This window comes from Pedobacter polaris (genome assembly GCF_005116505.1).
Lineage (GTDB): Bacteria > Bacteroidota > Bacteroidia > Sphingobacteriales > Sphingobacteriaceae > Pedobacter > Pedobacter polaris.
The window spans coordinates 391117-413778 of record NZ_SWBR01000004.1 but is presented as its reverse complement, the minus strand read 5'-3'; the positions used below and the strand labels follow the sequence as shown (position 1 = coordinate 413778).

The following is a 22662-nucleotide window of genomic DNA, read 5'->3' as shown; positions in this document are numbered from 1 at the left end:
GGTTCTCTTTTAATTTATTTCGTATTTTTATTCCACAACTCAATCAGGTAATCCGTTAAAACCTCATCAGATTCTGCATCATTTATGAAAGAGGATAGCAGCTCTTGATTAACGTTTTGTTTAAGCAGCAAATCTTTAGCTATTTTTATTGGTCTATCACGTTTATAAGCATTTTTCCAATTACTTAAAGCAATAGAGAAACTTGAATCCTGTAGTGCCAATAACCTTCCTAATTGCCAGGCAGATGCATAAGAAATATCGAACATATTCGTATTGGCATCAAAACGAAGCGCTTGATCTGCATTTTTATAAGTTTTTATAGCATGATGTTCAGCATTTAGTGGTACAAATGGTCCTCGATACCATGAAACTGATTTTTCATCGTTTCTTCTGATATGGTTAATAGGTGCGTATCCAAAATCAAGACATCTTTTGATATGTTCAGTTGGGTTTGCACCTTCTTTAAGCTCAATAGTTAAAGGTTTCACATTATTATTTAAGTTTTTAACTACATCCTCTAATTTCTCATCCATATCTATAAATTGCCATTGATGCAGAAGGCATAAACGAAGTTTACGCGAATCGTTGGCTATCATAGGTTCTTCCATATAGGTTGTACAACCTTCTATTGAAACTAAAAAAGCATAATTTGTTATCCCTTTTATGGGTAGTCTATTGGCTACAACTGTAGTGTACCATCCTTTATCTCCGTTGGTATCATTGTTCCCTTTGTTATTGGTATTTACCTGCCTATTATGTGCTAAAAAATTAATTTCATCCAGTTTTGGAGCCACTCGTTTAAAAAGATTCATGTCAAGCTCCAGTGCTTTTAACTTTGTCTTTGCTATTTTTTCATCCTCGTTTAAAGTAAGTATTGGCACTTTGACATCTGCATCTTCTTTCAGAAATGTTTCCGTTGTCATTTCCTTAATTTGTTCAAGCTTTACCTCTTCTTCAGTAAATACTAACAAACAAACCCAGGGTTTATCAAAATTCGTTTTGTTTCCATCAATAACTCTTTCCCAACAAAATGTTTTACGTTTCAACACAATATGAGGTAATGTATTTTGATAGTCGCCTGTAGACCCTGGCAATGGATAAACACTATGTATCAATTCCGTGCTTATCCCGAAACGTGGTGCAGTAATCTGAAATTTAATTTCTTTTGCTTCAAATTTAGAAGGCATTCCTTTTAAACCATCTTTACCAGCATCAGTAAACAGTTTTGTTTTGAGTACATAAGTACCTCCTGGTAAAGGTGGCCTCGCAAAACTTTGCAGTTTTAAGACCTTCTCTTCATTTCTATCGTTTTTACTTAACATAAATTCTTTATTATTATTTAAGCAATTGGGTTTATTGGTAATAATTGTCCAATTGAGACGATATACACTGGATCGCTATTTAATACTTCGCTGTAAAGCAAAGCTTTAGAATCTTTAAATAGTTCTGTAAAACCAAGTGATATTAATTCGTCAACTGAAGATTTAGATTTGTTGGCTGCTAAAGAAGCCTTGATCATTTTTTTAGGACCGCCGTCTTGTACTGCAGAATCTGCTCCTCTAAAAAAAGAAACCGTAGCTTTTGGATCAAGAAGGGTGAAACGGTTGGAAAGGTCTACTGAGGTAAGTTTAGCATTTTTTTCAACTACATGAAGCTGCAATCCAGTTAATACGTTTTTAATTACTGGCTTTTCTTCTTTACTAATCTCCTTAAGCTTCCCTTTCTTATTTGTTGGTGGTACAGCTTGCCACAATGCACTATTTATACCTTTAGCAGTACCAATTATGGTCACATTTTCTTCTATCGGTGTATTTGTGCCATTACCATTTTCTAATTCTAACCAAGCATGCAACTCTGTATCTAAGTTATCAATATTTAATGGCTTAATACCAAATTCTTTTTCACTGTCTGCTACTGTTTTAGGCACATTTAAACCCGCAACATCCATCAATGTAGAAGTTGAAACCGGTTTACAAGGCGAATCATTGGTATGTAATCCTTTAGAAAGTACTTCTTTGCGAGGCGAATGGAGTGTTGTTACCGGGAAGAAAGAATCTACAGCGATTACAAGGTTGTAAGCGTTAACTTCTAAAACTGCTGGTTTATCCTTACCTTGTAGCTTGCCTTTTTCTTCACCTGGGGGCTGGTTTATTGCACCACTCACTATTCTTGCATCTAGTATTTGCGCAGGCACAAATGATTCCTTAAATCCAACAACTTTTTCGTCATTTAATTTACCAGCACTTTTGAGTGTCGTATTACCCCATACCATTGGGATTTCTTTTGGCCTTCCTCCATCACCAAATGGAATGGTAAAGGACAAGATAGACCAATCAACATATATTTGTCCTGCAAACGGTGGTCCCCAAATTTGCACTTCACAACCCATTTGTAACTTAAAGTGAATATGCACGAATAGAACTTTAATATTGGCTTCTATTCTAACAATAATACCTGCAGAGAATTCATAATGGAAAGGCGCCCAAGCTATAATCATATCAGCCCACATAGTTACTCTAGCTGATAAAAAGGATAAATTATAAGCAATTTCCCATCTACCGCCGGCCATAATTTCTCTTGGCGTTAGTGCGTAATACATTTCACCCTTAATTGATAGGGCATCGCTAATTTTCCAATTTAACGCTAATCGATCCACTACTGGATAATGGGCAGGAATTTTATAGTTTGTTTTATACCCACCCAGTGTGATCACGAAATCACCTTCATGTTCACCAGAAATCCAGGTGTAGAATGCAAAGCCACCAGTAAGCTTACAGTTTTTATCTAAAATGTAAGAGTTAGGTGTTAACATACCGGTAACGGCAATTACATCGCTGTCTGGGCCAAACCTAGCTAACAGTGCTAGCTCTATATATACTATAGCTGTGCCTTCACTAGGCCATTTTAATAAGGATAAACCTATAATTGCAAACTCTACCTTACCACCAAACTTAATGGTAAGCAGTACAAAAGATTCAATAATTTTGAAGGAAGTGAATTTTACACCAACCGCCATCCAGTAATCGCCTGCAGATGCAGGAATCCAGTTATTGTCGATCAGTTCGGCTAAGATTTCCCTATCCGTTTTTGGTTTACCGCTCAAAACCATAGATACTAGTGGAAAATCTTTAACCTCTTCCAATTTAGGAATGCGTATGGTTCTATTGTAACCAAAGCCTGCTGCTATGCCTGTGATAAAAAACACAGCTGGTCCACCTATCGGGCCATTATAAACTCCATAAATAAATAAAGAGTCTGTTTTAGCAACATCATTTAGCTTTGCATAAGCACCAATTCCTTTGATGTTGAAATTAGCTGTCGAGATTTGTGCTGCACCATAAAAAGAAATGGATTCATTATCTTTTGGCGTTGTCCGCATCAGCATGCCACTTATTTCTAATGGCTTCCTGTCAAATGCCAAACCTAAGCCTGAAAGTTTAAATGCTGGCTCTACATTTTCTCCCTTAATCAATTTGGTTGGCGAAAACGAAAGCCCTAATCCTTCTACATTAATGGCTAAGTCGGCCAACATTAAAGCACCGCTAATTAAAAGTGAAAGTTGACCATCGGCAAAATTGAAGCCCACTCTATTAACAGCTACAGGTCCTATTTTTTTATTGATATTGATCCATTTTACCGCAGGTTCGAATGAATCTGAGGCACCTCTTAGCGCAATATTTTGTTTACTACTTTTTAGAGCTAAACTTCTACTAGACCTTGAAATTGGCAGTGTTAAGCTGATAGGGCTTTCATCATTTGGCAAGTTAATATGACCCAATAACGTAACTCCTTTTTTATAAGTAGCCTTATCTGCAAATTTAATCGTACATATCCCATTAGCGTTTGGTGCCGATAATTTTGGTAATTGGTATTCTCCTTCAACAGTTGTATAGATAAAACCAACACCATTTAGATTTACCTCTTTCATTTCCTCACCAACTAATGGCAATTTACTCAAGCTATCTACATCCGTATCAATACCGAAAACATAATTAGTGGCTTTTTTATCTGCCACGCTTTGCGATTGAAGATAAAATCTTACTTTTTTACCACTAATGTTTGCAAAAGCGATGATATTAGTTGCTGCGTTAGCTCCATTATAAGTGATATAGACATCATTTAATGATAGCTCTGGTAAAAACACAGCTGGGAAATTAACCCCAAAAGCACCATCTAACAATTGCTCTAGCAATTTAGTTAGCGAAATGCTTAAACCATTAGTACCGCCTTCGAAATATTTTTCAGAGATTTTCTCCTCACCTTTACCAGATGTCTCACTTTTAGCTGCTAAATAAATATCAACTCCAGCCAAGTTAAACAACATTTGTAGGCCAATTTTATGACCATTAGGTTGTTTCTCAAACTCAACTTTGAACTTGGCATCTTTATCGTTTATCTTAGTGCTAAAGTCACCTGTAAAATATGTTATGGTATCTAATTTTTTAACCTGTAGATCTAAGTCAATATCTTGTTTAAATAAATTAATTTTAAATCTGCCTCCAAAATATTTAAGTTTCTCTTTAGCAGCAAAAGCGAAAGTAAGCGCTTTAAACTGGAATTTGCTTAATTGATTAGGCACATCATCTTTTGCTATTCCAAAACCTTCTACAAGGTCTCCCATTGATAAATTTGCCGCGAAACAATCCCCTCTAAACTGCCAAGTTTCATCATAATCTGCGGTACCAATAAAGGTAATTGGTTTATGATTTATAGTATAATTAAATTTAGCAACCAGTTTAAATGTATAATTACCTTTTCCAAATACACTCAATCGCAAATTATCTAGTGTAAAATCTAAATCATCTGCAGCTTTCCAAGAGGTATTGCCTATTCCTATCGTAAATGAAAAATACTTGTTTTCTAAATCATAGCTTCCTTCTAATTCATTGATCGCCTTATTGCCAAAAAAGTTTGTGTTTTTACTAAAAACATTTACAATATCATTTAGTAATATTGGTGGTTTTGTTGGATTTAAATATAATTTTACTTCACCATTTGGAAAATTTCCTTCGCCAAGAACATATACACTTCCTATTTTAACATCCGAAGTAAATTTTGCACTCATCTGGTTAATTTTACCAGGATAGAAGATTGTGCAATTAAAATTCACTGCTTTAAGCTCAAAAACATTTTCAATAAGCTTCCAATTCTCAATATTAAAATCAAAATTTATTGATTCGATTTTCTTATTTTGTTTTGAAACCTTAAACTTTAAGCTAGGTTCAATTTTTTCAGGAATAAGGCTATTTAATGGTGAGGATTGATCCAAATAACTAGTCAAATCAGCTAAACTACTTTTAACTTCAATCAGAATCAAGTCTTCATCTAAGGGAAAAACGCCAATTATAGCAATGTTCTGGCTTCCAAAATTGATGAAACCATCAATGCCAACTTCACGTTTTTGAGCAAGTTTAATTTTTTTGCCTTCAATTATCTCTATGGGCTGTGTTTGCTCGATAGCATTTAGTGGTGAACTAAATATTGTTACAATTTCTAAGTTCCTTACTACATCACCAAATGGCTTTGTTAATCTTACAATGGGAATCAATAATTTAAGGTGTGGTATTATTCCTTTATGATAAACACAACCTTGCATATCTATTTTGTCTAACACCATTTCCCAAAGATCTTTAATAGGCCCCGGAATCATATTACTAGCAGGTAATTCTGGAAGTGTACCAAAATAAAACAGACCTCCCTTCCATCCAGTTTCTGCTCGATTCAATGAGTCGCCCTTGGATATTGATTGTAATAGTGGAATGAATCTTTCATCTTTACCAAGAACTGTATAGAACTTTTTAGCAAGCTCAGCACTAATTATAATGTTTTCTTTAGTAGAATATGCAAAAACATAAATCCATTCTATCTTGGTAATTTCCCTGTTTGCAAAGTTTGGAAATGCGAGTTCAGCGTTGTCTGTTGTAATCCAAGGATCTTTTGGCACCATTTGAGGAAAATAGTCTGCAAACTTTCGTTTTTCTATTTTTGGCTTAATGCAAAATAAGATTGTTTCTTCGTCCCTAGTAATATAAGCATCTGCTTTACCTTGAGTATTTAAGAACTCAATGCTGTCTACTTCAATTTTATAAGTTCCGGTGGTAGATTCTGTATAATCTCCATTAATTATTTTCTCATTGGGTTTTCCCACATAAGTTTTAAAGTGGCCATCTAATGCATTTGCAAAATCGGCGCTAATGTCTTTGATCTTTATAGTTGCCATCGCTTTTAAGCTTGTTTAATTGGATAATTAAACATTAGTTGTTCTACTTCAAATCTTTTTCCCATTGAAGGTTGCTCGCTTAAAAAAGCATAACTAAACATTAAACTTCTAAATCTTTCAAAAAATTCACTGGTATCATTTTCACAACCAAGTATCTTTTTTAGATCTGCAAGATAAGATGCATGATTAGGTGCCATCATCGCATCAATAATATCTTGATTATTATCAATCGCATCAAATTCCTTCATATCTGGGTTGTTAATATCAAAACCATCCTTCGCATATTTTCTGACATTCGCTATATTATTGTCTAATGCTTTTCTAAATTCTCTTTTAACATCTATTATTGGGAGAGTATTGTACAATAAATGAATCAGCCATCTGTAATGAACCAATATTCGATAATCGTTATTCATACATTCCAACATAAAAAGAAGGAGCTCTTCTGGTGATTTGATTAAACCTCCGTATGTGCTTACCGTAGTTGTTCTGGCAGCAATTGTTTTTACTTTAAGCTCTTTATCATACTTATTATTTAGCGCTTTGCTTACCATTTTCTTAGGCATGAAAACTGCAATTGGAAACTCAACCTCCATAATGCCCGGCCTCCCACCCTCATCACTATGAAAACCTTTATTTGCGGTAGACCTTGTTCCATCAGCAAAAGCTTCGATAAAACTTGCTCCAAAACTATTTAGCAAACCAGACACTAAATGCCCCCAGCTGTGCATATTGCCAAACTCGGCACTTTCTTTTAAAATAGGGATACTGCCATCTGGATTTAACTCTTTAAAGCCAGGAATAAATTCAATAGCAAAATTGCCTTTATTACCGAAGTATGTTGTAAACATTTTACCACCCATCCGAGTGTATTTCCCTGTCACCAATTCAGATTGGCGGATGAGTTCATCTTGGGTAAGATTCATAGATGGCCAAATGCCAAATAAGTCATAATCTCCAGAAACAGCGTTCTTATAATATTTTGGACCAAGCTCAAATGGTGGGAAAGGATTTACAAAACCACGTACTTTATAAAAAGTTGCATCTCCAACTATTCTCCCAAATATATTAGTCTTGGCAAGCTCGGCGTTAATCCGGGCGATGTATCCCTCGCCTTCAAAAACTGCCTCTATTTTATAAGGATTCTCTTTATAGATTTCGAATATTTGCCCAATAAATTTTTGGTATTTTGTTCTCACCTTCTCCTCTACTTTATCGGTTATCACCTTGCCGTCAAAGGAATTATTAAATGCTGTATCACTATCTCTTTTCTTATACAAAATCCTTCCATGATAAATGTCCCAAATGTCATCATCTGCCTTCACCAATAAAAATTCAGTAATTATGGTGGGTTTGTTTTTACTTGGCTCTTTCTCATTAGTTACATTTTTTGCGGTCCCATAAATTAGTCTTGGGCTTAGTATCAGCACATCATCAACACCACGCATATCAAGTACATCTCCATGTGTGAGCTTTCTTCTTAAAGGAATAAATGGGTTACCTGCTTTTATGGCATTTTCTCCGGACCACTCTCCTGATGTTTGCTCTTCTGTTCGAGCAGTAGTTAGAATCTTTAAAATTTCCTCATCATAAAACTTATTAATCCTAGTTACTTCCGGAATATAATATTTATTAATTTCTTGAATTGAGACTTGTCTATCTGTATCAGCCTTTTTTCGGGCCTCAACTATTGCCCTTTCACCAGCTCTTTGCAATTCATAAGCTGCAATATTAGTTTTATTACCATTGAAATGATCTAGATGTTTTAAGTAATGTCCAATATTTTCAGTATTATAGCTTACTTTATCAATCCCCAACTTGTTGAATAACGGTAGTTGACAGATAAACCCAGCCATTGGACCCCAATTGCAAGATTTTGCCTTAATATGAAAACCCTTTAAATCATAACCTTGCTCTATCAAATCTGTTCCAACCCCACCAGGTAACCTACTTAAAATAACACTATTTGTTTCTTTGGCAGTTTCGATGAAAGAGTAGCACATATAGCTTGGAAAGCCTTCTTCTATCAGCTCTTTTTTAATACCGTCGCTTAATCTAGAGGTCACTTCACTATTAGCAAAATCGAGGTATTCTTTTGGATCTTTTGGCATGGCGATAATTTGATAGTTTAGATTGTTAAAATTTATATTTTTTAATAGTACCTACACACATCGCCCTTCACTATCTTCTTAGGCCTACTAATGCTTTTTATTAATAATGCCATTTTATAAAGCATTTTTTTCTTCTTCAGAAAATCGCTGATATAAAAAATGGCTATATAAAATACTTTATAACATAAAGTATTTTGAAACACTATTTAACTAAAAATTGATTATGTAAACTATATTTCTAATAAATGAATTTTTTTGAAATATTTATTTGAATAGAGCATGTATCTAAGGTAACCAACTATCAGTTGTACATCGAATTATTAGGCTGCAAATTTGTAGCGTTTTGTAAAACAGGACAAAGTAACGGGGGTGTGAAATTTGTAGCGTCAAACGTTCTGGATAATTAGGAAATTAAGGCTTTTTATATAGTGGAAATACCAATAAATTTGACCCCCAGAGTTGATATTAGAAAAGAACAAAAGGTGTTAAATTGAATGTAAACAATTGAAAAACAACGTATTAATTCAATTCTATCGACAAGTATAGGAAGAAATAACAGAGTGTTAAATAGGGCAAATTTTCCTTGCTTTTGGTTACCCTATCTTGATATGATTAAAACGAAAATAGCATTTGCATGCTATGTCGTCAGGGTGGCAGGATTACCTTCGCTGTGCTACGGTGATCCTGTAGAGGGGGTGAATTAAAACTCAAGCCACCGCTTCTCCTTCGTCCAAGCTTGCTATTTTGCTTTCTCGCCTCCCTTAAAACCTGCAGCTTAGGGCGTATTGAAAACAAAATAGCCTTTCTTGCTATGCAAGAAAGGCTATCGTTTGTCGGGATGGCAGGATTCGAACCTACGACCTCCTGCTCCCAAAGCAGGCGCGATACCGGGCTACGCTACATCCCGAACTTGGTATCACCTTTTGATCCTTTTTTTAAAGTGGAACTAACTTTTGTCGGGATGGCAGGATTCGAACCTACGACCTCCTGCTCCCAAAGCAGGCGCGATACCGGGCTACGCTACATCCCGAACTTGGTATCACCTTTACCCTTTTTCGAAGGGATTGCAAAGAAACGATTTTTAATTCACAAAAACCATTTAATTGCTGTTTAAATTTATGCGGAGGAAGAGGGATTCGAACCCTCGGTACCGTTGCCAGTACGACAGTTTAGCAAACTGTTCCTTTCGGCCACTCAGGCATCCCTCCGATTTCTCAAAATATCCGTTTTGAGGTTGCAAATATAGCAATTCATCTATGTTTACAAAAAAAAATCACACAGTTTGTAAATAATCTATCCTAACATGATAGATACTCATTAGCATTGTCTTGAATATCAGCTTTATAGTTTCTAAATCTTTTAATGTTAAATCGCAGTCATCTAATTGATTTTGCTCTAATTTATAGTTAATGATCCGCTCAACTAGGTCATTTATACTTTGAGCGTCCGGATTTTTTAGACTTCTTGAGGCTGCTTCTACCGAATCTGCCAACATTAAAACACCGGTTTCTTTTGAAAAAGGAATTGGTCCGGGATACCTAAAAATATTCTCATCAACAAATTTCTCTGGTGAGTTTTTCAAGAACGATTGATAAAAATAATCTACCCTTGTATTTCCATGATGAGTTCTAATAAAATCTATTACAGTTTCAGGTAATTTATACTTACGGGTTATTTCTATTCCTTTATGAACGTGTTTAATAATAATCTGTGCACTTTGTTCATAAGGTAATTTATCATGTGGACTAACTGCTGTATTTTGGTTTTCGATAAAGTATTGAGGATTTTCCATTTTACCAATATCATGGTACAAGGCTCCTGCTCTAACGAGCAAAGAATTACCCCCTATTTTAAATATTGCCGCCTCAGCAAGGTTTGCTACTTGCAACGAATGTTGAAACGTACCTGGGGCTTTAAAAGCTAGTTCTCGAAGTAGTTTGTTGTTAGTATTGGTAAGTTCAATTAAGGCCACATCAGAAGTGATCCCAAATACTCTCTCAAATGCATAAATTAATGGATAAGCAAGTAAAGATAACAAGACACTAAATATAAATGGTAAAAATTGCCCCCACTCTATTTGTTTAAAATCTCCTTCTCGCAAAAGAGAAATACCTACAAAGGAAACAAAATATGCAGCTAAAATAAATGAAGCAGAAATTAACAACTGCTCTCTTTTTAGTAAATTTTTAATACTGTAAATAGCTACCATACCTGCTGTAGTTTGGTAAAACACAAACTCGAAGCTATTTGGCACAAAAAATCCCGCAACAAGAATAACAAGCAAATGTAGATTCAATGCTAAACGAGTATCAAATAAAATCCTGATGATTATAGGAACAATACAAAATGGAATATAGTAAAGGCTATTTAAATTTAACTTAATGGCCCAAGTCAACGCCAATAGCATTGAAGTTATAACTATCAATAAGAGCGAAAGTTGACGATTATCAGCAAAAATATCCTTCCTAAACAGATAAAGAAAGACCATTAATAGGGTTATTATAAAACCCACTAATAAAATTTGACCAAGGTAAATTAATTTATTATCGCCTATTGTTTTGCTTTGTGCTTCATAAGCATCTTTAAACGAAACTAATTTCTGATAAATCTCATCATCTACAAAGTTACCCTTCGCTACTATTAATTCACCTTTTTGAACCATTCCCTTAGTAGTTGATAAGCTATTAATAGTACTGCTTTTAACGGTTTCCGTTAAGGTCTCATCAAAAAGTATATTAGGCTTAAGATGGCTTTCAACCATATTAATCATCAAATCCTTAAACCTTAGATCAATTGTTTTAAAATTATTTTTGAAATAGTTTAAGGCCGTTTCAGTTGTAAAAACATCCTGAGAACTAGTATTAGTTGAAATGTTATTATCCACCAATGAAAAATCATAATATTTTCCATCTTTTTGATGTTTTGCCGTAAGCCCTATAATTCCTTTTTTATAAATGTACTGCAACATTTTTAAGGCCTCTTGCTTATTTGCCTCCTTTTGAGATTCAGAAAAATTATTAGCCTTCCATTTCACATCAAACTCATTTAAGAAGGCTTCAGTTTGACCTTTAAACACATCTTGATCATACGTATAAATAGGCAGTACATTATTGAGTGCTTCTATTTTATCTGTAGTAACCTGCGGATTGGTTTTTAGAATTGCAAAGCTAAATGGAGATACCAAATCTTTACCCTGCCATGTTTTGCCTTTTTCAAACTCATACCTAAACCTAGGCTGTTTGGGTAAGTAAAGTGTAATAGCCAATACACAAACTACCATCATTACGTATTTGATGTTAGATGAATATTTTCGATAAAGTACTTTATGAGAATTCTTCTTGATTTTAGCCAAAATTGTACGATTTGATTAATTCAAAATTAAGATTATTTTTTCATTTGGTCTACACCTAAATATTTATGCCTAGTTATTTTGTAATATCAATATTTATATTTCAATTTGTGATATCAAATTAATATCATTATGTATACAGAAAAAATTATTAAACCACCTTCAGGTTATTTAACCTTGGTCTTGTTTTTAATATTGTTAGCTGGTGGCATTTATGCGCTCTCAATAGAAAGTTTTTTAACTGGCGGAATTATTCTGGCCATAAACTTTATATTAGTCTTACCTGGGCTAATTATCGTAAATCCTAACGAATCGAAGGTATTAACCTTATTTGGCAAGTATGTTGGCACAGTTAAATCTGATGGTTTTTTCTGGGTCAATCCCCTTACTGTAAAAAGAAAACTTTCTTTAAGAGCTCGTAACTTAAACGGTCAGCAATTAAAAGTGAATGATAAAATGGGTAATCCTATTGAAATTGCTGCTGTAATTGTATGGCAAGTTAATGAAACTGCCAAGGCTACATTTGCTGTAGAAAACTACCTTCAATATGTAAATATACAGAGCGAGGCAGCCGTTAGGCATTTAGCAAATAGTTTTGCTTACGATAACATGGAAGATGAAAGTGCTGAAATTACGCTAAAAGATGGAGCAGAAAAAGTTAGTGTTTTATTGGAAGAAGAATTAAACGAACGTTTATCTAGAGCTGGAATAGATGTAATTGAAGCTCGTATTTCTCATTTAGCTTATGCTCAAGAAATTGCAAGCGCTATGTTACAACGTCAGCAGGCCACAGCTGTTATAGCTGCACGTAGATTAATTGTAGAGGGTGCAGTTGGAATGGTTGAGATGGCTTTAGAAAAATTATCTCAGAAAGGCATTGTAGAATTAGATGAAGAGCGTAAAGCCGCTATGGTAAGCAATCTTTTAGTGGTACTTTGTGGCGATAGGCACGTACAACCAGTAGTAAACACCGGCACACTTTACAACTAATGGAATTCGAAGAAAAACAACATATTAAACTATGGTGGCTATATATTCTACTAGGTGTAGAAACCATCATAGTTTGTAGTATCATTTTTTTAGATAAAGGCGGAATGAGTTGGCAAGATTTAAAGGAAGCTTATTTTTTGCCGATTTTTGCCATTCTGATTCCATACGCTATTGTATATGTGTTGACTAAAAACACAATGACTTTAAAAATTAACCAAAGCGGAATTAATTATAGTTATTGGCCATTTGCAAAAAACAAGAATATCTCTTGGACACAAGTAGATAAACTTTACTTCCGTAAATACGATGCGTTGGGAGAATATGGTGGATGGGGAATGCGTACCAGACTTTGGTTTAAATTTAGAGACAAGGCCTATATATTCAATGACAATAACTTAGGCTTACAATTAGAACTTAGCGACAACAAGAAAGTTCTTTTCAGCACTTCTAAACTAGAAGAACTTACACTTTTTCTTATTAATTTAAAACGAATAAATAACATAGGAGCTATAGAAACCGATGTCAGAGAAAGATAAAAAAGCTTTCGTGTTAAGAATAAATCAAGCTTTGCTTAAAGAAATTGAGCAATGGGCGACAAATGAATTTAGAAGTACCAATGGCCAGATTGAATACTTATTACATGAAGCTATCAAAGCCAAAAAAAGAAAGAGTAAAAAAGATGAAGAATAATTTCCATTGGCAAATACGATGGATTTTATTTCACAACATACTGATAGCTTATCATATACCAAGACCACCTTTGCTAATCCTTAAATAAAGCGACAACTACCCTATAGCGTAAAACTACAATTATTAGTCATAAAGCAACATTTATGCAATAATATCTTGCTAAATGCCTAAATTGCGCAACCAAATATTATAAAAAATATCCTATGAAAGACGTAGTAATTGTTGCTGCCGTGAGAACGCCTGTTGGCAGTTTTGGAGGCTCATTAGCTGGATTTTCTGCCACACAACTTGGTGGATTTGCTATTAAAGCTGCTGTAGAAAAAGCTGGTTTAAAACCAGAAAATATTCAAGAAGTGTACATGGGAAATGTATTGTCTGCAAATTTAGGGCAAGCACCAGCTACACAGGCAGCAAAATTTGCTGGTTTACCAGATTTACCAGCAACAACTATCAATAAGGTTTGCGCTTCAGGCACAAAAGCAATAATGCTGGCCGCACAAAGCATCGCCCTAGGCCAAAATGAAATCGTTGTGGCCGGCGGAATGGAAAGCATGAGTAATGTTCCCTATTATTTAGATAAAGCACGTAATGGATACCGTTTAGGACATGGCCAAATTACAGATGGATTGGTGAAAGATGGACTATGGGACGTTTACAATGATTACCACATGGGTTCTGCAGCAGAATTATGTGCAGAAATTTGCAATATTACCCGTGAAGCTCAAGACAATTTCGCAATAGAATCTTACAAAAGAGCCCAAGCAGCCCAAACTGCAGGCAAATTCACTGATGAAATTATCCCTATAGAAATTAAAGATCGCAAGGGACACATTACTTTTTTTAGTGTAGACGAAGAACCTAATGCAGTAAAATTTGATAAAATTCCGAGTTTAAAACCTGTATTTAAAAAAGATGGGACAGTAACTGCTGCAAATGCATCAACCTTAAATGACGGAGCCGCCGCTTTAGTTTTAATGAGCGCTGATAAAGCCAAAGAACTTGGCATTAAACCGTTGGCTAAGATTTTAGCCTATGCTGATGCACAACTAGCACCAGAATGGTTTACTACTGCCCCATCAAAGGCAATTCCACTTGCATTAAGCAAAGCAAATCTTACCACATCTGATGTTGATTTCTTCGAAATTAATGAAGCATTCTCTGTGGTATCATTAGCCAACAACCAAGAACTAGGTTTAAAAGAAAATCAAGTAAATGTTAATGGTGGTGCAGTTGCCATAGGTCATCCGCTTGGTGCGTCTGGAGCTAGAATTGTTGTTACATTATTAGCTGTTTTAGCACAAAATAATGGTAAAATTGGCGTGGCTGGCATTTGCAATGGCGGTGGTGGAGCCAGTGCAATAGTTATTGAAAATCTTCGTTAATCTGTTTTAATAGAATTTAGATGTTTGTGAAGATTAAAATCCATTTAATTTTATATATGATTATTAGTTGTGCGTTTACCAAATTAAGCGCACAACATACTTACCAAATAGATAACAAAGCTCAACTTAATGCATATCAAGATTCTCTTATAAGTTTAAGTGAGGAAACTTTTGCATCAAAAGATGATACAGAACGTTTAGAGAAAAATGCATTGTTCATTAAAAAATTCATCAGTGCATTAAAAACAAATGGATCTTTTAATTATGGCTTCGACTCTCTAAAAAGAGTTTCTATTATTAAATCACCAGACAATACTTTTCGCATTATTACTTGGTTTTTGCTTAACAATGATGGCACTTATCGTTATTACGGAACTATCCAAATGGGAACTACCAATGGGAGTTTAAAATTGTTTCCATTAACAGACAATACAAATTATACTGATGCTAATGCACTAACAAGTAATAAAAACTGGTTTGGGACTCGTTATTATGAAATGATTCCTGTTTTGGTAAATGGTAAACCACCTTATTACATTTTACTGGGTTGGAAAGGAAATAATCTAAAAACAACTAAAAAAGTTATCGAAGTCCTTTCTTTTGAAAAAGGAGAACCAATCTTTGGTAAGAATATTTTCGAAACCAAAAAGAACGAGGCTTTAAAAAACAGGGTTGTATTTGAATATAGCAAGCACAACGCAATGACTTTAAAGGTTGACAATAAAGTTAATATGATTGTTTTTGACCACCTAGCCCCTTATGACCCAAAAATGGTTGGTAATTACGAATATTATGGCTCTGACTTAAGTTTTGATGGTTACCGTTTAACTTGGGGTAAACTTTCTCTAGTTGAAGACATAGAATTAAAAAACGATCCTTCCCCTAACGATGATTTTTATGGAAAACCCGTAAAAGCATCTACTATAATTACAAAATCAATTCATTAACACCTTGTATTTGAATTTGTTACTCTACATCGATGTGCTTATATTGCACATTGCAAAATCTTAAAAATATGTCTAAAACTGTTTCTACCAAACATCCAAAAGGTTTAAAATTTCTTTTCCTATCAGAAATGTGGGAACGCTTTGGCTACTATTTAATGATAGGGATTTTCACACTCTATCTTAAAGATGTAAAAGCAGGTTTTGCAATGACAGAAGCCGAATCTGCCGATTTATATGGAACATTTATCGCTTTGGTATTTTTAACTCCTTTTTTAGGGGGGCTTATTGCCGATAGATACTTAGGTTATACTAAATCCATCATTATTGGAGGTATAATGATGGGTATTGGCTATTGTTTAATGGGCGTTCATAACCTTCCAATGTTATATTTGGCAATGACCTTGGTGATTTTCGGAAACGGTTTTTTTAAACCAAATATCTCTACCCTCTTAGGTAATATTTATTCAACACCAGAATACCAAGATAAAAAAGACGATGGTTATAATATCTTCTACATGGGTATTAATGTTGGTGCTTTCATTTGCAACTTCTTTGGTGCAGCTTTATACATTATGTTGGGTTGGGAATATGCCTTTTTTGCTGCTGGAGTTGGAATGTTTGTAGGAGTTGTTGTATTTATAACCGGCCTTAAACACTATCGTGAATTTGATGTTAAAAAAGGCTTAGTTGAAGGAGACATGTCTTTTCTTAAAATTAGCTTGCTTATCCTTTTACCTTCTGTAGTTGCAGGCATTATTGGTTGGGTGCTGCCTACTAGATTATTGGGGCATCCCTTAGTAGGCTCTACTAGTACAGATGCATTTATATTTGCCTGTTTACCAGTTATTTATTTTTATAGCACCCTATTTTTTAAAGCAAGTAAAGAAGAAAAAAGACCAGTAGCTGCTTTACTTACAATATTTGTGGTTGTAATTTTATTTTGGGCAGTTTTTAAACAAAACGGAACTGCTTTAACAACTTGGGCAGATCGTTATACAGATAGAGAATTAACTAATACAACGGCTAAGAATACCTTTTCAGCTTTGAACCTATCTCAAAACTTAACTTATAAAAAAGATAGTATTGCGCTTTACGACAAGGCTTTCAGACTGCAAAAAGAGAATGGAGTAGTTTTACAAGAGTACAATTATCCAACTTATTTTAAGAATATCCCCGCGGCAGAATTACCAAAAGAGAATGATACAGTTGAATTGTGGGCTACAAACCTCACACTATCAATTAATCCGGCATGGGTTATTTTTTTAACACCATTAATTGTGGCATTTTTCACCTGGTTAAGGAGAAAAAACAAAGAACCAAGCACAGCAACTAAAATTATTTTTGGAGTTTTTATTTCTGCAATATCTGTTTTAGTAATGATTGCAGCTGTTTACATTGGCAACAATGGTTCCGAAAAAGTATCTGTACTCTGGCTAATGGGAACTTACGGAATTATAACCATTGGTGAGCTATTTTTAAGTCCAATGGGATTATCCCTTGTCTCAAAATTAAGTCCAGTTAGAATTACTTCTTTAATGATGGGTGGTTGGTTTGTTTCTACCTCTATTGGCAATAAGCTTTCTGGTGTTTTAGCTACATTATGGGATACTTATGAAGATAAAGCCAATTTCTTCTGGGTAAATTTTTCGCTTTTGATGGGTTCTGCAATCATAGGTTTTATGCTATTGAGATGGCTAAACAATATTATGAAAGAATATGGGATAAAATAGTTACACCAAAATACCAATAAACTTACTTAATTTGCATTTTAAACTAACACACAAACTTTACTAAAACTATGGCAATAGAAACATCTTCCAGCCTAAACCAAGATCAGGCACTTGATCTACACTTAGAGAAAAATGGTGTAGCAACCCAAAAACTCTTAAGTCATCCAATTGGACTCTTCGTGCTTTTCTTCACAGAAATGTGGGAAAGATTTAGTTATTATGGCATGAGAGCATTATTAACGCTCTTTTTAATTAGCGAAATAAAAGATGGAGGATGGAATTGGACTAGGCCAGAAGCCCTTGAACTTTATGGATGGTATACTTTTGCTGTATTTTGTTCTCCTATTATAGGTGGTTATATTGCCGATAAGTTAACTGGGTATCGTAAGGCTGTAATTTTAGGGGCATTAGTAATGACTCTTGGCCACGCCGCAATGGCAATGGAAGGAGTAAACAAAGATTTCTTTTACCTTGGGCTCCTTTTATTAATTATTGGGAATGGGTTGTTTAAACCAAATATTGTTTCTATCGTAGGTAAGTTGTATCCAACAGGAAATGACCAAAAGAAAGATGCTGCCTATACCATTTTTTATATGGGTATTAATTCTGGTGCCTTTTTAGGTATCTTAATGTGTGGATATGTAGGTGAAAAAATTGGATGGCATTGGGGTTTTGGACTAGCTGGAATTTTTATGTTTTTTGGCATGCTTCAATTTTACTTTGGACAGAAAATATTTGGCGTAATTGGCAATGCAAATGATAAAAAAGAAAGTATTGTAAAAGAACAAGAGGAAGCCCTTCCACCAAAAGTAGTTACACAACGAATGATGGTGATTGGTGTACTTTCTATTTTCACTATCTTCTTCTGGTTAGTGTTTGAACAAGCAGGGGGATCAATGACGATCTTTGCAAAAGATTATACCCAAAGAATTCTATCTGGACAATCAGGCACTATTTTTAAATGGGTAGATGCTATCCTGACTATTTTTCCTTTGATTGCTGTTAGTGCAGTATTAATCGGACTTGCATCAAAAGCTGCAAAAAAATACCCAGCTACTATATTTTTCACTGCATTAAGCTTTATAATCTTATGGGGATTAGCCATTTGGAAAGTTGAAAAAGAATTTTCTGCAGTTACTACAGAAGTTCCAGCTTCTTGGTTTGGTATCCTTAATTCATTTTTTATAGTTGCATTAGCACCATTTTTCTCTAAATTATGGGAAACAAAGTTTAACCCAACTGGGCCAGTTAAGTTTGCCATAGGATTAATTTTTGTAGGCCTAGGCTTTGCTGGATTAGCTTATGGAGGCATGGCTATTCCAAAAGGAGCTGCTGTGGCACAAGTAAGTATGTTCTGGTTAATCTTTGCCTATTTCTTTCATACCATAGGTGAATTATGCGTTTCTCCTGTTGGCCTATCGTATGTAAGTAAACTTGCACCTGCTAAATTTATAGGCTTAATGTTTGGGGTTTGGTACTTTTGTACTGGCCTAGGTAATAAGCTAGCTGGTGTTACAGGAGGATTAATTGATAAAATTAATGCTGAATATTCAATTTCAACGTTTTTCTTAATATTTACCTTCATTCCAATAATTGCTGCGTTGATTTTATTAGTCATGAGTCCACTATTACGTAAATGGATGCACGGAGTTCATTAATCATATTTAACATCATTTAACCAAAAGCCCGCAAAGAAATTTCGGGCTTTTGATTTTTAATAGCTAATTTCGCCAAATCAAATTATAATCATAAATCAACAACCGTAAATCTACCTGTGTCCGATAGCTTAGTCATCATTCCAACTTATAACGAGAAAGAAAATATTGAAAAAATTATTCGTAAAGTTTTTTCCTTATCGTATGCATTCGAACTTTTAATTATAGATGATGGTTCTCCGGATGGTACTGCAAGTATTGTAAAAAGACTACAGGTGGAATTCCCATTTCAGTTACATTTAGAAGAACGCAGCGGAAAATTGGGTTTAGGCACTGCTTACATCCACGGTTTTAAATGGGCACTACAAAGAAATTATGAATTCATTTTTGAAATGGATGCTGATTTTTCTCACAACCCTAAAGATCTAATCAGGTTACGTGAAGCATGTTTGCCAAGCGATCAAATTGATGTAAAGGCAGCAGATTTAGCAATTGGCTCCAGATACGTTAAAGGTGTCAACGTGGTAAATTGGCCTATGGGACGTGTGTTAATGTCTTATTTCGCTTCTATGTACGTTCGTTTGGTAACTAGAATTAACATTCAAGATGCAACTGCAGGGTTTAAATGTTACCGCAGAAAGGTATTAGAAACCATCCCAATGGATAAAATTAAATTTGTTGGGTATGCTTTTCAAATTGAAATGAAATTTACCGCAATTAAATATGGCTTTAATGTAGTAGAAGTGCCTATTATATTTACTGACAGAACAGAAGGTACTTCGAAAATGAGTACCCGTATTTTTAGAGAAGCATTTTTAGGAGTAATACAAATGAAAGTTAATAGTTGGTTCCGTAATTACAATCGCTAACTTTTATTTTTTGCTTGGTTAGTACGAATCATTGTTCCAAAATCATATTTTTTCGCCATTGCATCAACAATCATTACCAATCTTTTTGTTCTTGTAGGTTCTGTTTTGGCGCTATTTAACCAATTGATATAATAGTTTTGATGAGATTTAGGAATAGACAAAAACTGTTTCAATAAATCTTCTTCATCAGCCAAGCAAATCTCTAGGTCATCTGGCATTTCAATTTTGAAATCAGCATCAAATTCCAACCTTAATTCAATAACCGAACCAGCCTCTTTCTTTAATGATTTTCTTAATGGTTTATTTAAAGGCAAAATAAAACCCTCTTCCTTAACTGGCATTAAGCTCATTCCATTCACAATTACCTGGTCTATAAAGCCTCTAACTCTAAAACCAATTCTAGAATTTGGCTTGATTTGATCAGCAATTTCTTGAGGAATAAACACGAAGCTCCATCCGGTTTTCTCACCATTTGTTGAGAACCTTTCTATCTCTGCTTTTAAAATAACCATGTTGCTAATTTAAACACAATTTAACATTAAGGCATTAAGAAAATTAAGCTACATTTCTTCATAACCTTAATTTCTTAATGTTAAAAACATCAAAACTTCTCCTCCACTCCTAAACCAAAAAGTGCAAAATCATATTTAACTGGATCAGTAGCATCAAATACTTTTAGCTTAGCTGTAAGTTCTACAGCTGTTAACCAATCAGTTTGTTTTCTATTAATTAAGCCTAGTTTTCTAGCTACTCGATCTACGTGCACATCACAAGGGCAAATTAATTCCGACATAGGAATTGTATTCCAAATCCCAAAATCTACTCCACACTCATCTTTTCGAACCATCCATCTCAAGAACATATTTAAACGCTTGCATGTAGATTTTTGCAATGGTGATGAAATGTGTTTGATGGTTCTTTTAGGGAAATCCGGCAAGCTAAAAAAGTAAGATCTGAAATGGTTTAAAGCTTTTTCGGCTGTGAAATCTTCTGGTATAAAATCATTTAATGAGCAAGGCGAAGAAGTTATTTCAATATAATTTTCATCGTTATATTTTTCTGGTAGATAATCTGGATTAAAGGATTGTTTTTGTGGCAAAAAGGCAGTTTCCAATGTATCAGATTGCAGATAATGATGCTTAAAAAATGAAACAAAATAAAGTAAATCTGTATCATTAAATGTTCGATGTTTGAAACCTAGCAACTTCTTTAAATCATCATCACCATGGTTAAGCATAAACTGATAAGGTTGATTGTCCATCCTTAAAAAAAGCTCATTGCACTTATTAATTATGGTTTTACGCTGGCCCCAAGCTAAAATTGCCGCAAAAAATGCAGCAATTTCAATGTCTTGTTTAATAGTATATTGGTGTGGGATACAGATTGGATCATTTGTAATAAAATTGGGCTTATTGTATTGCTCAACTTTAAAATCTAGAAAATCCTTAAGCTCATTAAATTCCATATATAGTTTTTGAATCCAGTCTCAATACTCACATCTCAATACTCAATACTAAGAAAGAGCCTGCTCCAAATCTGCCAATAAATCTTCAATATCTTCAACTCCTACGCTTAAACGTAATAAATTTTCGGTTACTCCAACTTTTTCACGTTCTTCCTTTGGAATAGAGCCATGCGTCATCGTAGTAGGGTGATTTACTAAAGACTCTACTCCACCCAACGATTCTGCCAATGAAAAAACCTTAAAGCGAGAGGCTATCCTAAATGTTTCTTTTAAATCTGCATCTTTTAAGGTAATAGAAACCATACCACCAAAATCTCGCATCTGTTTTTTGGCTATATCATGATTTGGGTGATCTTCAAAACCTGGCCAATAAATTTTATCAATTTTTGGATGTTTCTTTAAATAATGAGCCACTTTTGCCCCATTTTCGCAATGTGCTTTCATGCGTAAATGCAAGGTTTTAATCCCTCTTAAAACCAAAAATGAATCTTGTGGCCCTGGAGTTGCTCCACAAGCATTGTATATAAAAAACAAATCTTTATACAACTGTTCATCATTTGTTAATAATGCACCCATTACTACATCAGAGTGACCCCCAATATATTTAGTAACAGAATGCATTACAATATCAGCTCCTAAATCTGCTGGGTTTTGTAAATATGGAGAAGCAAAAGTATTATCGACTGTTAAAAGAACTTTCTTCTCTTTAGTAATCTTAGCAACACCTTCAATATCTATGATACGCATTGTTGGATTAGTAGGAGTTTCTATCCAAACTAACTTGGTATTTTCATTGATATAAGGAATAATATTTTCTGGTTTTGATAAATCAATAAAATGAAATTTAATACCGTACTTGGCATAAACCTTGGTAAAAATACGATAAGAACCACCATACAAATCATCGCCAGTAATCACTTCATCACCAGGCTTTAACAATCTTAAAACACAGTCTGTCGCTCCCATTCCGCTACTAAAAGCTAAACCAAATTTACAGTTTTCTAATGCGGCTAAACAATCTTCTAAAGCTTTACGAGTAGGATTTGTACCACGAGAATATTCATAACCTTTATGTTCTCCCGGCGATTTTTGCCAATACGTAGAAGTCTGATAAATTGGAGTCATAACTGCTCCAGTAGTTGGATCTGGTTCTTGACCAGCATGGATTGCTTTTGTTGCAAATTTCATCTCGTTTTTTATTTTTTATTGCTACATGAAACCTTTGAATAAAATATCTTCTAATGGATAATTATT

15 protein-coding genes and 3 tRNA genes are annotated in these 22662 nt (G+C 34.4%); 8 read left to right on the top strand and 10 right to left on the bottom strand.

Going from position 1 to position 22662, the window contains the following annotated elements:
• Window positions 1-14: 14 nt before the first annotated feature.
• From FA048_RS16475 to FA048_RS16445, 7 genes are all read right to left on the bottom strand, one after another.
• Complete coding sequence (locus tag FA048_RS16475; RefSeq protein ID WP_136843134.1) at window positions 15-1322, bottom strand: hypothetical protein; 1308 nt, start codon at window positions 1320-1322, stop codon at window positions 15-17.
• 17 nt (window positions 1323-1339) lie between these two features.
• Entirely contained in the window at window positions 1340-6220 is a 4881-nt protein-coding gene (locus FA048_RS16470; RefSeq protein WP_136843132.1) for a DUF6603 domain-containing protein, read from the bottom strand.
• 5 nt (window positions 6221-6225) lie between these two features.
• Window positions 6226-8331, bottom strand: coding sequence for an anthrax toxin-like adenylyl cyclase domain-containing protein (locus FA048_RS16465; protein ID WP_136843130.1), 2106 nt, complete (start codon window positions 8329-8331; stop codon window positions 6226-6228).
• 833 nt (window positions 8332-9164) lie between these two features.
• Window positions 9165-9238, bottom strand: a tRNA-Pro gene (locus FA048_RS16460).
• A 49-nt stretch (window positions 9239-9287) separates the two neighbouring features.
• A tRNA-Pro gene (locus FA048_RS16455) sits at window positions 9288-9361 on the bottom strand.
• Window positions 9362-9452: 91 nt separating this feature from the next.
• Window positions 9453-9539: transfer RNA gene (locus FA048_RS16450), tRNA-Ser, on the bottom strand.
• Between the two features lie 65 nt (window positions 9540-9604).
• Complete coding sequence (locus FA048_RS16445) at window positions 9605-11683, bottom strand: HD family phosphohydrolase (RefSeq protein ID WP_394347494.1); 2079 nt, start codon at window positions 11681-11683, stop codon at window positions 9605-9607.
• A gap of 129 nt (window positions 11684-11812) precedes the next feature.
• Between FA048_RS16445 and FA048_RS16440 the strand changes: the two genes are divergently transcribed.
• From FA048_RS16440 to FA048_RS16405, 8 genes are all read left to right on the top strand, one after another.
• Window positions 11813-12670, top strand: a complete 858-nt coding sequence (locus tag FA048_RS16440; RefSeq protein ID WP_136843128.1) for an SPFH domain-containing protein — start codon at window positions 11813-11815, stop codon at window positions 12668-12670.
• Window positions 12670-13206 (top strand): hypothetical protein, encoded by a 537-nt coding sequence (locus FA048_RS16435; RefSeq protein WP_136843126.1) that lies wholly within the window; start codon window positions 12670-12672, stop codon window positions 13204-13206. The genes FA048_RS16440 and FA048_RS16435 overlap by 1 nt, the downstream gene beginning before the upstream one ends.
• Window positions 13190-13360, top strand: a complete 171-nt coding sequence (locus FA048_RS16430) for an Arc family DNA binding domain-containing protein (RefSeq protein WP_136843124.1) — start codon at window positions 13190-13192, stop codon at window positions 13358-13360. Before FA048_RS16435 ends, FA048_RS16430 begins: the two co-directional genes overlap by 17 nt.
• 203 nt (window positions 13361-13563) lie before the next feature.
• Window positions 13564-14742, top strand: coding sequence for an acetyl-CoA C-acyltransferase (locus FA048_RS16425; RefSeq protein WP_136843122.1), 1179 nt, complete (start codon window positions 13564-13566; stop codon window positions 14740-14742).
• 56 nt (window positions 14743-14798) lie between these two features.
• Window positions 14799-15689 (top strand): hypothetical protein, encoded by an 891-nt coding sequence (locus FA048_RS16420; protein WP_136843120.1) that lies wholly within the window; start codon window positions 14799-14801, stop codon window positions 15687-15689.
• A gap of 68 nt (window positions 15690-15757) precedes the next feature.
• The gene (locus tag FA048_RS16415; protein WP_136843118.1) at window positions 15758-17419 is read left to right on the top strand and encodes a peptide MFS transporter; all 1662 of its coding nucleotides are present in this window, start codon (window positions 15758-15760) and stop codon (window positions 17417-17419) included.
• 68 nt (window positions 17420-17487) lie between these two features.
• Window positions 17488-19077, top strand: coding sequence for a peptide MFS transporter (locus FA048_RS16410; RefSeq protein ID WP_136843116.1), 1590 nt, complete (start codon window positions 17488-17490; stop codon window positions 19075-19077).
• A gap of 116 nt (window positions 19078-19193) precedes the next feature.
• A complete protein-coding gene (locus FA048_RS16405) occupies window positions 19194-19943 on the top strand; it encodes a polyprenol monophosphomannose synthase (RefSeq protein ID WP_136843114.1) in 750 nt (249 codons plus the stop codon).
• Here FA048_RS16405 and FA048_RS16400 read toward each other — a convergent pair.
• From FA048_RS16400 to FA048_RS16390, 3 genes are all read right to left on the bottom strand, one after another.
• Complete coding sequence (locus FA048_RS16400; protein ID WP_136843112.1) at window positions 19940-20455, bottom strand: YdeI/OmpD-associated family protein; 516 nt, start codon at window positions 20453-20455, stop codon at window positions 19940-19942. The genes FA048_RS16405 and FA048_RS16400 overlap by 4 nt on opposite strands.
• A gap of 89 nt (window positions 20456-20544) precedes the next feature.
• Window positions 20545-21408: a TIGR02757 family protein gene (locus tag FA048_RS16395; RefSeq protein WP_136843111.1), complete on the bottom strand. Its 864-nt coding sequence runs from the start codon at window positions 21406-21408 to the stop codon at window positions 20545-20547.
• Between the two features lie 48 nt (window positions 21409-21456).
• Window positions 21457-22596, bottom strand: coding sequence for a cystathionine gamma-synthase (locus tag FA048_RS16390; RefSeq protein ID WP_136843109.1), 1140 nt, complete (start codon window positions 22594-22596; stop codon window positions 21457-21459).
• Between the last annotated feature and the right edge of the window lie 66 nt (window positions 22597-22662).

What these genes read in the sequence shown, in the direction of transcription:
- FA048_RS16395 (WP_136843111.1), bottom strand. Translation starts at nt 21,408, where the DNA reads ATGGAATTTAATGAGCTTAAGGATTTTCTAGATTTTAAAGTTGAGCAA.
- FA048_RS16415 (WP_136843118.1), top strand. Translation starts at nt 15,758, where the DNA reads ATGTCTAAAACTGTTTCTACCAAACATCCAAAAGGTTTAAAATTTCTT.
- FA048_RS16420 (WP_136843120.1), top strand. Translation starts at nt 14,799, where the DNA reads ATGATTATTAGTTGTGCGTTTACCAAATTAAGCGCACAACATACTTAC.
- FA048_RS16465 (WP_136843130.1), bottom strand. Translation starts at nt 8,331, where the DNA reads ATGCCAAAAGATCCAAAAGAATACCTCGATTTTGCTAATAGTGAAGTG.
- FA048_RS16425 (WP_136843122.1), top strand. Translation starts at nt 13,564, where the DNA reads ATGAAAGACGTAGTAATTGTTGCTGCCGTGAGAACGCCTGTTGGCAGT.
- FA048_RS16390 (WP_136843109.1), bottom strand. Translation starts at nt 22,596, where the DNA reads ATGAAATTTGCAACAAAAGCAATCCATGCTGGTCAAGAACCAGATCCA.
- FA048_RS16410 (WP_136843116.1), top strand. Translation starts at nt 17,488, where the DNA reads ATGGCAATAGAAACATCTTCCAGCCTAAACCAAGATCAGGCACTTGAT.
- FA048_RS16430 (WP_136843124.1), top strand. Translation starts at nt 13,190, where the DNA reads ATGTCAGAGAAAGATAAAAAAGCTTTCGTGTTAAGAATAAATCAAGCT.
- FA048_RS16470 (WP_136843132.1), bottom strand. Translation starts at nt 6,220, where the DNA reads ATGGCAACTATAAAGATCAAAGACATTAGCGCCGATTTTGCAAATGCA.
- FA048_RS16435 (WP_136843126.1), top strand. Translation starts at nt 12,670, where the DNA reads ATGGAATTCGAAGAAAAACAACATATTAAACTATGGTGGCTATATATT.
- FA048_RS16440 (WP_136843128.1), top strand. Translation starts at nt 11,813, where the DNA reads ATGTATACAGAAAAAATTATTAAACCACCTTCAGGTTATTTAACCTTG.
- FA048_RS16475 (WP_136843134.1), bottom strand. Translation starts at nt 1,322, where the DNA reads ATGTTAAGTAAAAACGATAGAAATGAAGAGAAGGTCTTAAAACTGCAA.
- FA048_RS16400 (WP_136843112.1), bottom strand. Translation starts at nt 20,455, where the DNA reads ATGGTTATTTTAAAAGCAGAGATAGAAAGGTTCTCAACAAATGGTGAG.